This is a genomic window from Virgifigura deserti, assembly GCA_003576685.1.
Lineage (GTDB): Bacteria > Pseudomonadota > Alphaproteobacteria > Dongiales > Dongiaceae > Virgifigura > Virgifigura deserti.
In genome coordinates this window covers 25,091-40,354 of record QOZR01000015.1, presented here as the reverse complement: position 1 = coordinate 40,354, position 15,264 = coordinate 25,091, and the positions used below count along the sequence as shown (strand labels likewise).

At 63.1% G+C, this 15,264-nt stretch carries 14 protein-coding genes; 11 read left to right on the top strand and 3 right to left on the bottom strand.

Annotated features, from left to right (window positions below; translation table 11 throughout):
• Window positions 1–17: 17 nt before the first annotated feature.
• The gene (locus DT069_RS21575) at window positions 18–824 is read right to left on the bottom strand and encodes a FadR/GntR family transcriptional regulator (RefSeq protein WP_162913344.1); all 807 of its coding nucleotides are present in this window, start codon (window positions 822–824) and stop codon (window positions 18–20) included.
• Window positions 825–962: 138 nt separating this feature from the next.
• Here DT069_RS21575 and DT069_RS21570 point away from each other — a divergent pair, with 138 nt between their 5' ends.
• The 6 genes from DT069_RS21570 to DT069_RS21545 all read left to right on the top strand — a co-directional run bounded on the left by DT069_RS21570 (window position 963) and on the right by DT069_RS21545 (window position 7,562).
• Window positions 963–2,303: an NAD(P)/FAD-dependent oxidoreductase gene (locus tag DT069_RS21570; RefSeq protein ID WP_119462409.1), complete on the top strand. Its 1,341-nt coding sequence runs from the start codon at window positions 963–965 to the stop codon at window positions 2,301–2,303.
• Window positions 2,304–2,434: 131 nt separating this feature from the next.
• A complete protein-coding gene (locus DT069_RS21565) occupies window positions 2,435–3,901 on the top strand; it encodes a glutamine synthetase family protein (RefSeq protein WP_119462408.1) in 1,467 nt (488 codons plus the stop codon).
• A gap of 86 nt (window positions 3,902–3,987) precedes the next feature.
• A complete protein-coding gene (locus tag DT069_RS21560) occupies window positions 3,988–4,863 on the top strand; it encodes a class II glutamine amidotransferase domain-containing protein (RefSeq protein ID WP_425450454.1) in 876 nt (291 codons plus the stop codon).
• Window positions 4,860–5,693 carry a GltB/FmdC/FwdC-like GXGXG domain-containing protein gene (locus DT069_RS21555; RefSeq protein WP_119462406.1) on the top strand — a complete coding sequence of 278 codons (834 nt, stop codon included), beginning with the start codon at window positions 4,860–4,862 and terminating at the stop codon, window positions 5,691–5,693. The genes DT069_RS21560 and DT069_RS21555 overlap by 4 nt, the downstream gene beginning before the upstream one ends.
• Before the next feature lie 45 nt (window positions 5,694–5,738).
• Window positions 5,739–7,118, top strand: coding sequence for an FMN-binding glutamate synthase family protein (locus DT069_RS21550; RefSeq protein WP_119462405.1), 1,380 nt, complete (start codon window positions 5,739–5,741; stop codon window positions 7,116–7,118).
• A 12-nt stretch (window positions 7,119–7,130) separates the two neighbouring features.
• Window positions 7,131–7,562, top strand: a complete 432-nt coding sequence (locus DT069_RS21545; RefSeq protein ID WP_425450453.1) for a hypothetical protein — start codon at window positions 7,131–7,133, stop codon at window positions 7,560–7,562.
• Window positions 7,563–7,735: 173 nt separating this feature from the next.
• Here DT069_RS21545 and DT069_RS21540 read toward each other — a convergent pair whose 3' ends face one another.
• Window positions 7,736–8,329: a hypothetical protein gene (locus DT069_RS21540; protein WP_119462404.1), complete on the bottom strand. Its 594-nt coding sequence runs from the start codon at window positions 8,327–8,329 to the stop codon at window positions 7,736–7,738.
• Between the two features lie 468 nt (window positions 8,330–8,797).
• On the opposite strand from DT069_RS21540, the gene DT069_RS21535 reads away from it, so the two are divergent.
• Window positions 8,798–10,159 (top strand): ammonium transporter, encoded by a 1,362-nt coding sequence (locus DT069_RS21535; protein WP_119462403.1) that lies wholly within the window; start codon window positions 8,798–8,800, stop codon window positions 10,157–10,159.
• 18 nt (window positions 10,160–10,177) lie between these two features.
• A complete protein-coding gene (locus DT069_RS21530) occupies window positions 10,178–10,414 on the top strand; it encodes a hypothetical protein (RefSeq protein WP_119462402.1) in 237 nt (78 codons plus the stop codon).
• A 52-nt stretch (window positions 10,415–10,466) separates the two neighbouring features.
• Here DT069_RS21530 and DT069_RS21525 read toward each other — a convergent pair whose 3' ends face one another.
• On the bottom strand, window positions 10,467–10,688 hold the full coding sequence (locus DT069_RS21525) for a hypothetical protein (protein WP_119462401.1): 222 nt from the start codon (window positions 10,686–10,688) through the stop codon (window positions 10,467–10,469).
• A 69-nt stretch (window positions 10,689–10,757) separates the two neighbouring features.
• Between DT069_RS21525 and DT069_RS21520 the strand changes: the two genes are divergently transcribed.
• Genes DT069_RS21520 through DT069_RS21510 form a run of 3 tightly spaced genes read left to right on the top strand, consistent with a single transcriptional unit; the run spans window position 10,758 to window position 15,263 of the window.
• Window positions 10,758–11,999, top strand: coding sequence for an FAD-dependent oxidoreductase (locus DT069_RS21520; RefSeq protein ID WP_119462400.1), 1,242 nt, complete (start codon window positions 10,758–10,760; stop codon window positions 11,997–11,999).
• A 13-nt stretch (window positions 12,000–12,012) separates the two neighbouring features.
• Complete coding sequence (locus DT069_RS21515) at window positions 12,013–12,321, top strand: sarcosine oxidase subunit delta (protein WP_119462399.1); 309 nt, start codon at window positions 12,013–12,015, stop codon at window positions 12,319–12,321.
• Window positions 12,318–15,263 carry an FAD-dependent oxidoreductase gene (locus DT069_RS21510; protein ID WP_425450452.1) on the top strand — a complete coding sequence of 982 codons (2,946 nt, stop codon included), beginning with the start codon at window positions 12,318–12,320 and terminating at the stop codon, window positions 15,261–15,263. The genes DT069_RS21515 and DT069_RS21510 overlap by 4 nt, the downstream gene beginning before the upstream one ends.
• The last annotated feature ends 1 nt before the right edge of the window (window position 15,264 follow it).

Here is a 15,264-nt window from a genome sequence, read left to right as displayed (position 1 = left end):
CGGCGGCACCAGGCACTCTAATCCTGGTCCGCGCCCAGGAGTTGTCGCCGCGCATAATGCAGGTGATTGGTGACGATCGCGACGGCACCCTCGACGTCGCGGGTGCGGATTGCCTCATAGAGACTGCGATGCTGCCGGTTGTACTCGGTGATCCGCTCCGTCGTGAGGACCTTGTCCTTCATCGCGTTCCACTGGTCGTGGGTGCGGACCTCGTTGATCTGGCGATAGAGCCAGACCATCAGCGGATTGTGCGTGCATTCGGCGATTAGAAGGTGGAACTGCTCGTCCCAGAGGGTGAAGCCCTCCGGATCGCCGCTCGATGCCTCCGCCCGGTCGATCATCTCGCTGAGACGATCGATGTCGCGGGCCGTGGCGTTGAGCACGGCCAGCCGCGTCATATGCGGCTCCATCCCGAGCCGGACCTCGATCAGTTCGACTGGGCTGGTCAGCTCGGCGATATCGTCGGTATGGCTCCGCGCACGGAAATTGACGAAGGTGCCGCTGCCGACCCGCCGCGTGACCAGCTGTTCTTCCTCGAGCTGATCCAGGGCGATCCGGACCGTCGTGCGAGAGGCGCCGAAGGCCTCCGCCAATTGCCGCTCGGCCGGTAGCTTTTCTCCATAGGCGTAGCAACCGTCGATGATTGCTTGGCGCAGCTGCGCCGTGATCCAGGCCGAGCCCCGGACCGGGTCGCTGAGGACCCGGTCCGGGGTGCCCGGGCGGGGCGCTGCGGAGGCGGATAGGCTCGCGACACCGGCGGGCGAATCGAGCACGCCGCCATGCGCCCCCGGATCCGGCAAGCCGCGCGCACCAATTTTGGCCATTTCTGTGCCTTTTGAAAAAATTGGTTTGAAAGCGGACCGTCTTATGATTGAAATAATATCCGATTCCGTCAAGCCCATGGTCCCGCCGCTGCAGATGGCGTCGGGATTTCATCGGGGTCGCCTGCGAAGGGACGCAACATGGCTATACCCTCACACGTTAAATACCTCATCATCGGTGCCGGAATTCACGGGCTGAGTTCCGCCTATCACTTGGCGAAGAACCTGCGGGAACGCGGCAAGGGCAGCGGCAAGGACATCCTGGTCGTCGACAAGGGGGGCATTGCCTCCGGCGCGTCGGGGATCGCCTGCGGCGTGGTGCGGAACAACTACTTCCAGCCGGCGATGCGCCGCCTGATGGCGCACAGCGTCTCGATCTGGGAGAGCGATCCCGAAGCCTACAGCTATCATCCCGTGGGCTATATGCAGATCAGCCCCGAGGTGATGCACAAGGACGTCGCCCAGATCGCCAAGGAGCAGAAGGAGATCGGCTACGAGTCGGTCTTCATCGAGGGCGAGGCCGACAGCATGACCTACATGAAAGGCCTGCTCGACGATTGGCAGGCCAAGGGCATCACCTCGGTCCTGCACGAGAAGCGGGGCGGCTACGCCAACAACCGCGCCTCGATGTACGGCCTGGCGAAGAAGGCCGAGAGCGAGGGCGTCCGGATCCTGACCGGCGTCAAGGTCACCGGCATGCAGCGGGACAATGGCGGCGCCGTGAAGGCGGTGGAGACCGACCGCGGCACGATCGCTTGCGATCAGGTGATCGTCGGCGTCGGCCCGTGGGTCAAGCATATCTGGGACATGCTCGAGCTGCCCAACGCGATCAACATCAAGGGGCGCGACGGCAGGACGCACGAGAACGTGCCGATGTGGGCTTATTGGAGCCTGCAGGAGGGCACCCTCGGCGTCGATCCGAAGCTGCAGCGGACCAATGACGGCAAGATGCCGCCGGTGATCCATGTCGACACCGACGCGACGCTCTACTCCGATGTCGACGGCTCGGTCGTCACCGATCGGCTCTGGGGCATCTACTACAAGCCGGACTTCAATTTCGGCGGCATCCAGGGCGGCGCCATGCCCTACAAGATCGAGACGCCGCCCGACGAAGTGGCGGTTGACCCCTACGGCCCCGACTCGCCCGACTTCATCGTTGGCGACGATTTCGCCCATATGTGGTGCTCGGCGCTGGCCTTCTGCCAGAAGCGCTTCGAGGGGCAGATCAAGGTCTACAAGAAGGAGCCGTCGGGTGGCATCGGCTGCTTCACGGCCGACAGCTTCCCGGTCTTCGACCGATTCTGCGAGAACGCCTACATCATCGCCGATTCAAACCACGGCTATAAGATGATCGGGGTCGGCAAGCTGGTCGCTGACGATATCGTGGGTGCAGGCAGCGAGCTGCTCGAGCCCTTCCGGTTTTCACGCTTCGCCGAAGGTCGGCTCCATCCGACCTCAAACAGCCCGTTCCCCTGGAGCTAATCCGGGAGCGACGGCATAATATGGACAGGGAGGAATAAATTGGTTTGGAAATGGTTTGCGTTGGCCAGTCCGAGCCAACCCCCCTTCGTAGAGGAAACGTTCCATCAATCCTAACAGGACAGGGGTAAACCATGACCGATTTGGAGGCATATGTAAGCGCTGAAGGGCGCGCGGAACTGGTCAAGCAGGTCCGGTCGAAGATCGACGAACTGGGCATCAAATACATCTACTACCAATTCGTCTCCGTGACCGGCCGCATCGTCGGCAAGGGCGTACCGTCCGACCATTGGGAGCAGATCGCCGAGCGTGGCTTCCAGCTCGTCTACGGATCGACCGCGAATCTCTTCGTCGATCGTCATCGCAACTATATCGGCTATGGGCCGGAGGCGTCGGAGCTGGTCGGCATTCCCGACCCGGACACCTTCGTTCAGCTCCCCTGGGACAAGCGGATCGCGCGCGTCTTCTGCACCTGCTTCCGCAATCGCGAGGAGAGGGTGAACCCGGGTGGTCACCTGACCTCCGACTGCCGCGGCAATCTCAGGATCATCCACGAGCAGTTCCAGAAGGACCATAACGGTCTGCATCTGCGCCACGGCACCGAGCCGGAGATGATGTGGCTGAGAAAGGGCGAGGACGGGCTGCCGTCCGGCGGCTTCTCGAAGCCGAACTGCTATCACATCGACCAGTTCGAATCGCTGCGCCCGGTGTTCATGAAGGTCATCGAGTACGCCGAGGCGATGGGCCTGGACATGATCCAGGGCGATCACGAGGACGCCCCCGGCCAGCTCGAGCTGAACTTCACCTTCGACGACGCGCTGCGCACCGCCGACCGGCTGACCACCTACCGGCAGATCTGCGCGCAGGTCGCCCGCGAGTTCAACCTGATCGCCTGCTTCATGTCGAAGCCGTTCATGGGCGTCTCGGCCTCGGGCTGCCATCACAACCTGTCGCTTTGGCATGGCGGCGAGGACCGGCTCAACACGCTGCACCAGGATCCGATGCCGGGAATGGAGCAGAACTTCCTCTATCGCAAGGGCGGCGAGAACACCTTCCTGCCCGAGAATGGCGAGGGCAAGCCTGGTCCGATCGGCCTCTACAGCATCGGCGGTGTGATCCGGCATCTGGGTGCGCTGACCGCGATCGGTTCGTCGACGGTCAATTCCTATCGCCGGCTGTGGGATACCGGCTTCTGGGCGCCGGTCTATGCCGACTGGGGCTATCAGAACCGGACCTGTGCCCTGCGCGTCTCCGCGCCCGGCCGGTTCGAATACCGCTCGGTCGATTCGATGGTGAACCCGTATCTGATGGCCGGCGCGCTGCTCAAGGCGTTCGACGACGGCATCAAGAACAAGCTCGACCCGGGCGAGCCCGAGGAGCGCAACATCTACGAGGCGATGGCGGCCGGCAAGAAGGTGAAGAAGCTGCCGATGTCGCTGGGCGAGGCGCTGACCGAACTCGAGAACGACACCGTGATCCGGGAGGCGATGCCGGACGAGATGTACAAGGTCTTCACGCATTACAAGCGCGACGAGTGGGAGAAGTACATGGCCACCGTCACGGACTGGGACGTCGAGACCTACTGGGATTACCTGCCTTAAAGTGAAGGGAGTTCTACGCAATGTGCGGAATAGCCGGATTGATACATCGGCGTAAGACCGGCGACATCGGCCGGGAAATGACCTCGATGCTGCAGTCCCTCAAGCATCGTGGACCGGACTCGACCGGATTCGCGCTCTACGGCAAGCCCAAGAGCGACGAGCTTGTCATGCGGTTCAAGGTCGCCGAGCAGGAGGAGATGAACAAGGGCTTCGACATCCACGACCAGGTGAAGCAGCGCAAGGCGGAAGTGAACCGTCGGCTGGAGGAACTTGGCGCGAAGATCGTCGAGGAGGAGCCGGCGACCGAATACGCCTTCCGTTATCGGATGAAATATGACGGCGACCGGCGGAAGCTGGCCGATTATATCGAGGATGTCGATGGCGCGGAGATCCTGTCGCTCGGCCATGGGCTGGAGTTGATCAAGGATCTCGGCGACGCCGGTCGCGTCGCCAATCAGTACAGCCTCTCCAGCTTCAGCGGCACGCACGCCATCGGCCACACCCGCATGGCGACGGAGTCCGACGTCGATATCCGCTCGGCCCATCCCTATTGGGCCTATCCCTTCGCCGATGTCTCGGTGGTGCATAACGGCCAGCTCACGAACTACTGGAACGGCCGGCGCGCTCTCGAGCGGCGGGGCCATCGGTTCATGTCGAACTGCGACTCGGAGCTGATCGCCGTCTATCTCGCCGACAAGATGGAGCAGGGAGCCGAGCTCGAGGACGCCATGCGCGACTCGATCGAGGAACTCGATGGCGTCTTCACCTATCTGGTTGCGACGTCCGACAGCCTCGGCATGGCCAAGGACACGATGGCGGCGAAGCCGATGGTCCTCTACGAGGGTGACGACTTCATCGGCCTGGCCTCGGAAGAGGTCGCGATCCGCAGCGTGTTCCCGCACGAAATCAACACCTTCGATCCTTACGAGGGCGAAGTTCGCGTTTGGAAGAGCCACGCATGAAACAGCATATCTCTCACGAAATGGGGATGCACACCGAGCAGCTCGCCGGTCGCACCCAGCAACGCTTCTTCTCGCCCGAGGAGGAGGAGAATTTCGTCTATCCGGGGTCGTTCGACGTCGACTTCAACAAACGCACGGAGCTCGACGCCGGACCGCTCGACGCGAAGCAGATCAACCTGAAGCTTCGCGAGTTGATGAGCCAGGGCTACGGCACCATCGTGCTGAAGAACCCTGGCGCCAAGCACGGCGTTGCCGTCGGCATCCTGAACCGCCTGCAGCTCTATATCGAGGGCAGTCTCGGCTATTTCGGTTGCGGCCTGATCGACGGCCCGAACATCCGTATCAAGGGCCGCGTGGGCTGGTCCTGCGGCGAGAACATGATGGCGGGCACCATCATCGTCGAGAAGAACGCAGGCTCGACCTTTGGCGCTGCGCTGCGTGGCGGCGATCTGGTCTGCCTCGGTGACGTCGGCGCCCGAACCGGCATCGATATGAAGGGCGGCACTATCATCGTCGGCGGCCGCACCGGCGCCTTCTCCGGCTTCATGATGCAGCGCGGCCGCATGGTCGTTCTTGGCGACGCCGGCAAGAACCTCGGCGATTCCATGTATGACGGCACGATCTATGTGGGCGGCAAGATCGCCGACCTCGGCGTCGATGCCGTTCCGGGTGAGATGACCGATCTCGACGTGGCTTGGCTGAATCGCAAGCTGAAGCTTTACGGGCTGGAGACGCCGAACGGCGTCGAGAACATGACCAAGATCGTCGCCGGCAAGAAGCTCTGGAACTACGACAATCTCGAGCCGTCCGAAAAGAAGATCGTGCTTTAGGCCTCGGCCGATCCTCGCAGGCTCGAACGAAAGGAACAGGTAAACATGGCGAAAGAGAAACAGGCGCCGCAGACGGCACCGGCCGGGAAGAAGCCGAAGCGCAACACGAGTCTCCTCGGTCGTAGCTTCATCTTCCCGCATGAAGTCATCGACGATATCCACATCAAGGCGGAGCTCGGCCGCTACCGGATGCGCGGCTTCTCGCTTTTCAAGAAGATCCCGACCTGGGACGATCTCACCTTCCTGCCCGGCACGCTGACCCGCTTCGTCATCGAAGGCTATCGCGAGAAGTGCCTGACGAAGACGATCATCGGTCCTAAGGCGAAGCGGCCGCTGGAGCTCGATATTCCGATCTACATCACCGGCATGAGCTTCGGCGCGCTGAGCTTCGAGTCGAAGATCGCGCTCGCGCGCGGCGCCACGATGGCCGGGACCGCAACCTGCTCGGGCGAGGGCGGCATGATCCCCGACGAGCGGCGGTTCTCGTCGAAATGGTTCTACCAGTGCATCCAGTCGCGCTATGGCTTCAACCCGCATCACCTGCAGCTTGCCGACGCGGTCGAATTCTTCATCGGCCAGGGCTGCAAGGTCGGTCTCGGCGGCCATCTGATGGGCCAGAAGGTGACCGACCAGGTGGCGGAGATGCGCTCGCTGCCGGCCGGCATCGACCAGCGCTCGCCTGCCCGTCATCCCGACTGGCTCGGTCCCGACGATCTCGCGCTCAAGATCCAGGAGATCCGGGAGGCGACCAACTGGGAGATCCCGATCCAGCTCAAGCTCGGCGCGGCGCGCGTCTATGACGACGTCCGCATGGCGGCGAAGACCGGTCCGGACAGCATCTATATCGACGGTATGGAAGGCAGCACCGGCGCCGGCCCGCATTTGGCGACCGAGGAAACCGGCGTGCCCGGCATCGCCGCGATCCGCCAGGCGCGCAAGGCGCTGGACGATGTCGGCAAGACGGGCGAGATCTCGCTGGTCTATGCCGGCGGTATCCGCAACGGCGCCGATGTGGCCAAGGCCATCGCCCTTGGAGCGGACGCGGTCGCGATCGGCCACTCGGCGCTGATGGCGTTGAACTGCAACAAGGACATCCCCGAGGCCGACTACATCAACGAGGTCGGTGTCGAGGCCGGCGACTGCTATCACTGCCATACAGGCCGTTGCCCTGTCGGTGTCACGACCCAGGATCCGGAACTCCGCAAGCGTCTCGATCCCGATGAGGCGGCCGAGCGCGTCTACAACTTCCTGCACTGCCTCGCCATCGAGTGCCAGATGATGGCGCGGGCCTGCGGCAAGACCAACGTGCATTCGCTCGAGCCGGAGGATCTTGCGGCGCTGACCATGGAGGCCTCTGCGCTCGCCATGGTCCCGCTTGCCGGATCCCAGCACACGGTCGGGCGTCCCGACATGCACCGGTATTAAGGAGGGGCACTCATGGCAACCACAGGCAAGGCTGCGCCGACCCAACCCAAGTCGCTGGAGTCGGTCAAGGACATTGATCACTTCATCAAGACTGAGGGCCTCGATACCGCGCGCGAGAAGGAGATTGGGCAGCACATCGGCTACCGCTACGACGTCAACCTGGTGCCGGACTACAGCCGTCTCACGCCATTTCTCAAGACCTATATGGAGACGATGGGCTGGGACGACCTCAACTGGCTCGAGGATGTCCATCTGGGCTATGAAGAGGGCCGGGCGGCGGTGTTCGACCGGAACATCAATGGCTGGGTCACCGTTCCGGAGAACATGAAGCTGCCGGACAACCAGCAGGATCGCGACATGCTGGCCCGAGAGCTTCTTATCAAGTTCCAGATGTCGAAGCGCCACCCGATGGTGGATCTTCGGAAGGCCTACAAGAAGTTCTGATGAGGTGGAGGATGCAGGCGGGATGTCTAGTGGTCTGATCGCAACGCTTGGAAACCAAGCGTTGCGTGAATCAGCCCACCAAGTTTGAATCTCGTGTGATTCAGCCTCCAACACTTGGGGACCAAGCGTTGGAACCATCACACGAGAATCCCGCCTGTTTTCGTTTGGGCCGATCAGTCGGCCGGGAGGCTTGAGCTCCGCATCCAGTCCGGCGTGAACGACAAGACGCGGACGCCAGCCGGGATGTCGGAATTGAATAGACGATTATGCCAGTAGGTCGCTTGGTAGAATGCGTCGTTCTCGTCTAGCTCGTCGACTTCGCAAGGGATACGGTATCCCTTACTGAACTGCGAGAACTCGAGCATGCAACGGCCTTCCGCGAGAAGGTGATCGACGAGCGGCATGGCGGGGCCGAACAGCGCAGTCATAACGTCGCTGAAGTCTCGGGGCCGCTGAAAGTAGTTGGAGGCAAGGATCTGCAAAGCCTTGTCGTAGCGCTCGACCGGATCGAGGGTCTTCAGGACCTGATAGCGGAACAGCTGAGTGCTGGGCTCCGGGTCGTCCTGCACGATCAGGACGGTTATTCCGCCGGCGATCTCCTCGCCCCTCACGGTGGTCACATGCGGCCGCATTCCCTGCGACGGTCGACCGGAATTCTCGCGGACCGCCAGTTGCCGCAAGCGGCATTGCCAGCCGAGAAACTCGTCCCGCAACGCCGCCGCGGCCGGCTCGAGCAGAATGACATTGTCGCGGTCGTCGTCGGTCATCTTCAGCGCTCCTTTTCTGATGGGTTCGAAAACCGGCGCCTTCGAACCTTCTTGTTCTTCTTGTTTGCTCCAGGTTGCCGACCAGTCTCTGCCGGCTTTCTCGTCTTTATCTTCTTGAACGACTCACCTATCATTCAAAAACTGTTCCTAAGGGGAATCTGGAATGGGGCAGGGACAAAAGCAAGTGTCGGCAGTACTACAGATGGCGACCCTTTGTCCGTCATGTTAATGGAATTTTTCCGCGCGGCGGGGCATGCGGTGGTGGTGCGTTGCCGCCGAAGGGCAACGCCGGCGTATCCTTTCAACCTTAGCATCTCGGGCGACAGCCCTCGCGGTGAGGAGGCGCGGTACTGAAAGTCTGAATCATATCCAATCGAGGCTGAACCGGTCCGGCTCCGGCTCGCGTGATTCGAGCTGGCCGAACGAGCCGGCCCAACGAAAACCAAGTCCTTAAAAAAGGGGGACGGAATGGATAGTGATATTGGCGCTCTAACAATCATATTTACCGAGTTCTACTACTGGGTGACCGTGGTTTTCATGTTCCTGATCCATGTTGGATTCTGCATGTATGAAGTCGGTGCTTCGCGGACCAAGAACATGATGCACACCCTGATGAAGAACACGATGCTGATCCCTCTCGTCACCGTCACCTTCTTCTTCTTCGGCTGGTGGATCTATTGGGCGTTCCCCAACGGGATCCCCTATATCACCGGCGATGTTCCGGAGTTGGCGGCGGCGAACACCGCCTGGTCCGAGGTGATGGCGCCCAACATGCAAGACCGCATCACCGGCGTCTTCTGGGCTGCTTTCCTGCTGTTCTCCTGGACGGCGGCTTCGATCGTGTCGGGTGCGGTGATCGAGCGGATCCGGTCCGGCGCGTTCTGGCTCATTGCTGTGCTGGTCGGCTCGTTCGCCTGGATCATCGACGCCGCCTGGGGCTGGCATCCGGACGGCTGGATGGTCCGCGTTCTCGGCTATCACGATGCCTATGCCTCGGGCGTTATCCATGCGATCGCCGGCGGTGCGGCGCTTGCGGTGTTGCTCAACCTCGGCCCGCGCATCGGCAAGTTCCGGGCCGACGGCACCCCGCGCAACATCGTGCCGCATAACCCATGGCTGGTCACAGTGGGGCTGTTCCTCATCTATACCGGGTTCTGGGGCTTCTATGTCGCCTGCAACATCCCGATCTGGGACATCCAGGCCGGCGACGGCGTGTTCTATTCGGCGACCAATATCTATCTGGCGCCGACCACTCTGTCGGGCATCACGCTGAACTTCCTGATGTCGCTGTCGGGCGGGCTGATGGCCGCCTATATCGTCTCGCGAGGCGACGCCTTCTGGACCTATTCCGGTGGGCTGGCGGGTCTCATCGGCGCATCGGCCGGCAACGATCTGTACCACCCGGTCCAGGCGATGCTGATCGGCGCCGTCGTGGCCGCGATCATCTATAAGCTGCACCACTGGGTGGAGCGGCGGTTCAAGATCGACGATGCGGTCGGCGCCGTGGCCGTGCATGGCTATGCCGGCTTCCTCGGCGTGGTCATCGCCGGCTTCATGCTGTGGGGCTATCCGGCCTCGCCGAATCCCGAATACGCCGCGATCTCGCCGTGGGGCAACTTCATCGGCGCGATCATCATGTTCTTCGTCCTCGGCTTCGTTCCCGCCTATGTCCTGTCGGCCATCCTCAAGGGGATGGGCGCGCTCCGGATTCCGCGGGAGATCGAACTGGTCGGTCTCGACCTGTCCGAATATGCGGGGCGCTATATGAGCGAAGAAGATGTGAAGAACGCGGAACTCGATGAGGCGCGCGGCGCCGGCTACGTCCGATAGAATGGGAGGAAATGAGAGATGAGTACCGGAGATATCGTCGACTGGACGGGCACGATGGCCGATGTCGGTCCGCTCTATCCGTTCGTCGGATCGGAATATTTGCTGTTCCTCGTCGGCATGGCCTTCTGGATCGGCTGGCATATCTGGCAGTTCCGGATGGAGAACAGCAACTATCGGGACGACTCGGAGACCTTGAAGCAGAACAACAATATGGATAAGGCGCTGCGCGGCGAAAGCGTGCTCCGGCCGATGTAGCCTGGGCGAGGCGCGATCAGGCGGACGTCGGTTTTCCGGCGTCCGCCATTCTTTACGGGCGTAGCGGAACATCGCCCGTTGCCGTGGTTCGGCCTGTCGGGGGCGCAAAATCAGGGCTGAACCACAGGAAAAAATCTTGCTTGATAAGAAACATAGCGGTAGCTTGCACAGAGGTAAGAAGGCCCGTCTTCGCGATGCCGGATGCTCCGGCGCCGGCCTGGATTTTCAAAGCCGGAATTTTCAGGCGAATAGGGTCGATCTGTTGCCGGCGCATCTGGCGTAACCTCGCGTCTTATGCGAGGTTTCGCCGCGAGAATGTCGCCCGCAGAGTGCAGGTGTAGGAATGCCCCTCGGTCTTCTGAAATACGGTTTGAGCAGCAAATATCCGGCCCGGCGCCATTTCCCGCCGGCCAAGGATCTCAAGCGAAGCTATGACGTCGTGATCATCGGCGGCGGCGGACATGGCCTCGCCGCCGCCTACTATCTGGCCCGCGATTACGGCATCACCAATGTCGCCGTGCTCGACAAGGGCTATCTCGCCGGCGGCAACACGGCGCGCAACACCGCGATCATCCGGTCGAACTATCTGACCCCTGAAGGCGTCCGGTTCTACGAAGAATCGATGAGGCTGTATCGCGAGTTGAGCGAGGAGTTCTCCTACAACATCCTCTACTCGGTCCGGGGTCATTTCACGTTGGCCCATACCGATGCGGCGATGCGGACCAGCCGCTGGCGCGCCGAGGTCAACAAGCATCTCGGCGTCGATTCCGAGCTCATTTATCCGGACGACATCCGCAAGCTCTGCCCGTCGATGAATCTCAGCGACGACGTGCGCTATCCGATTCTGGGCGCGCTCTACCATCCGCCGGGCGCGATCGCGCGCCATGACGCCGTCGCCTGGGGCTATGCCGCCGGCGCGGCGCGGCGCGGGGTCGAGATTCATCAGATGACCGAGGTCACCGGCATCCTGACGGAGAACGGGCGCGTCAAGGGCGTCGAGACCAACCGCGGCACGATCCATTGCAACAAGGTGCTGCAGGCGGTCGCCGGTTCGAGTTCCCTGGTCGGCAAGATGGCCGGCCTTCGCCTGCCGATCCGGACCATTCCGCTGCAGGCCTGCGTCTCGGTGCCCTTGAAGCCGTTCCTCGACCAGATCGTCGTCTCGGGCAGCCTGCATGTCTATGTCTCGCAGTCGTCGCGTGGCGAGTTGGTGATGGGCGGATCGACCGATCCCTACGCCCTCTACTCGACGCGCTCGACGCTCGATTTCAAGGAGTCGCTGCTCGGCCATATGCTCGAGCTGTTTCCCTTCCTCGGCGAGGTCTCGGTTCTCCGGCAGTGGGCGGGGATGACCGATATGACCCCCGACTTCAGCCCGGTCATGGGCCTGACGCCGATCGAGAACTATTACATCGACTCGGGCTGGGGAACCTGGGGCTTCAAGGCGACGCCGATCTGCGGCCGGACCATGGCGGACACGGTGGCGACCGGCGTCGCGCCGAAGCTCATCGAGCCTTTCCGGCTCAGCCGGTTCGATGAGTTCGCCCAGGTGGGCGAGAAGGGCGCCGCGTCGGTCGGTCACTGAGAGGGTTCCTGCCATGAAAATCATGAATTGCCCGCTCAATGGGCCGCGCAACATCTCCGAGTTCGTCTGGGGCGGCGAGGTCAGGACCATGCCGGACCCGAACGGCTGCACGACCGAAGAGTGGGCGGACTACGTGTTCCTGGAAAACAATACCGCCGGCATCGTTCGCGAGTGGTGGTGCCATGTCCCGACCTCGTTCTGGTTCATCGCGGAGCGCAACACAGTGACGGATGAGATCATCAGGACCTACCCGGCTGGGGAGGTTTTCAAGACGCGCGTCGACTTCGCGCCGCGTCCGAAGACGCAAGAGGGCACGCGATGAATGGAACCGGGGTGAACGGGGCCGGAATGAACGGAGCTGGGCGGCTGCCGGCACCAGCGGGGCGGCTGATCGATCGTAATCGGACTGTCCAGTTCAACTTCGAAGGGCGCAGCTATGAGGGCTTCGCCGGCGACACGATCGCCAGCGCGCTCGCGGCGAACGACGTCTGGCTGCTGTCCCGCTCGTTCAAATATCGGCGTCCGCGCGGCGTTCTGACGATGGCCGGACAGGATGCGAACACGCTGGTCCAGATCGGCCCGGAGCCGAACGTCCTCGCCGACCGGCGCAGTATCGGCAACGGCATCAGCGTGCTGGGCCAGAACTATGACGGCAGCCTTGAGAACGATCGCGGCCGCTGGGTCGAGTCGTTCGGCCGGTTCATGCCGGTCGGCTTCTATTACAAAGCGTTCTACAAGCCGAAGAGCGCCTGGAAGTTCTGGGAGCGCGTCATCCGGAACAAAGCCGGGCTCGGCAAGGTCGACGTCGACGCCCACCACGGCTACTTCGACAAGCAATATCTGTTCGCCGACGTCGCGGTGATCGGCGGCGGCCCCGCCGGATTGTCGGCGGCGCTGCAGGCGGCAGAGGCGGGTGCCGAGGTGATCCTGGTGGACGATACGCCCGAGCTCGGCGGATCGCTGAACTACGCCCGGTTCGACGGCAGCGGCGAGATGGCCCGCACGGTCGGCGGCGAGTTGCGGGCGGCGGTCGCGCTGACTCCCAACATCCGCGTGCTGAGCGCGGCGACCTGCACCGGCTGGTTCTCCGACAACTGGCTGCCGGTCATCGCCGGCGACCGGCTTTACAAGATGCGGGCGAAGGCCGTGGTCATGGCGACCGGCTCGATCGAGCAGCCGATGGTGTTCCGCAATAACGACCTGCCGGGCGTCATGCTCGGCTCGGCGGCGCAACGCCTGATCAGCTTCTACGGTGTGAAGCCGGGTCGCCGGGCTGTCGTCGCCACCGCGAACGCCGATGGCTATGGCGTGGCGCTCGACCTTATCGAGGCGGGGGTGGCCGTTCAGGCGGTCGTCGACCTGCGCCCGTCGGTCGCGCCGTCACCGCTGGCGAAGGCGATCTTCAATCGCGGCATCCGCGTGGTGACCGGCCACACGATCGCCGAGGCGATGCCGTCGGCCGCGCGGGACCGGGTCGCGGGCGTGCTCGTCGCCGAGATCACGGGCGAGGGCACCTTCGCGCAGGCGGCGGAGACGATCGAATGCGATCTGGTCTGCATGTCCGTCGGTTACACCCCGGCGGGGCAGCTGCTGCATCATGCCGGTACCAAGTTCTTCTATGACCGGGCCTCCCACATGTTCCAGCCGGGGGTCGTTCCGGCGCATGTCTTCCCGGCGGGGTCGGTGAACGGGACCTATAATCTCGACACCGTGATCGCGGAGGGGCGCCATGCCGGATGGGCGGCGGCGAAGGATGCCGGCTTGGCCGCCGGCGCGGAACCGGCCATGTCCGGTGAAAAGGGCGCGGCCGGCCAGACCCATCCCTGGCCGATCTTCCCGCACCCGAAAGGCAAGGACTTCGTCGATTTCGACGAGGACCTGCAGGTGAAGGATCTCATAAACGGCCTCGCCGACGGATATGACAATATCGAGCTGCTGAAGCGCTACTCGACGGTCGGCATGGGCCCGTCGCAGGGCCGCCATTCCGCCGTCGCCGCGGTCCGCATCACGGCGAAGGAGACTGGCCGCGACATTGCCGGCATGAGCGTGACGACGCAGCGGCCGCCCTATATGCCGGAGAAGTTCGGCCATCTCGCCGGCCGCGTCTTCGAACCCGAGCGCCATACGGCGATGCATCACCGCCATATCGAGGCGGGCGCGAAGATGATGGTGGCGGGACTCTGGTACCGCCCTGCCTTCTATGGCCCGTCCGAGAACCGCGAGCAGGCGATCCGCGAAGAGGTGCTGAGCGTCCGCGAGAATGTCGGCCTCATCGACGTGTCGACGCTCGGCGGGCTCGACATCCGGGGGGCGGACGCGGCGGAGTTTCTCAACCGCCTCTACACCTTCGCCTATGCGAAGCAGCCCGTGGGCCGGTCGCGCTACGTCCTGATGACCGAGCAGGCGGGCGCGATCATCGACGACGGCGTCGCCTGCCGCTTCCATGACGAGCATTTCTACGTCACCGCGACGACGGGCGGCGTCGATGCGGTCTACCGCCAGATGCTGTTCTGGAACGCCCAGTGGCGGCTCGATGTCGACGTGGCCAACGTCACCGCCGCCTATGCCGGCGTCAACATCGCCGGGCCGCGCTCCCGCGAGGTCCTGCAGAAGCTCTGCGACGACGTCGACCTGTCGGCCGAGGCATTTCCCTATATGGGCGTGCGCACGGGCACGGTCGCCGGCGTGCCGGTGCGCCTGCTGCGGGTCGGCTTCGTCGGCGAACTCGGCTATGAGATCCATATTCCGGCGAGCCAGGGCGAGGTGGTCTGGGATGCTTTGATGGCGGCCGGCCAGCCCTTCAGCATCCGCCCCTTCGGCGTCGAAGCGCAGCGCGTGCTGCGCCTGGAGAAGGGGCACATCATCGTCGGCCAGGATACCGACGGCCTTACCCATCCCTACGAGGCGGATATGGCCTGGGCGATCAGCCGCAAGAAGCCGTTCTTCGTCGGCGGGCGCTCCATCGAGATCCAGGCCGAGAAGGGCCTGACGCGGAAATTGGTCGGCTTCACTCTTGATGACCCGCAGGCACCGGTCCCCGAGGAGTGCCATCTGGTGATCCGCGGCGGCGCTATCGTCGGCCGCGTCACCTCGGCCGTGCGGTCGCCTTCGGTCGGCAAGGTGATCGGCCTCGCTTATGTGGCGCCGGACCAGGCGGAGGTCGGCCAATCCTTCGACATTCGCATCGGCGGGGGCCGGATGATCGAGGCCCGCGTCGTTCCGATTCCCTTCTACGACCCGGAAAACAAGCGACAGGAGATGTAGC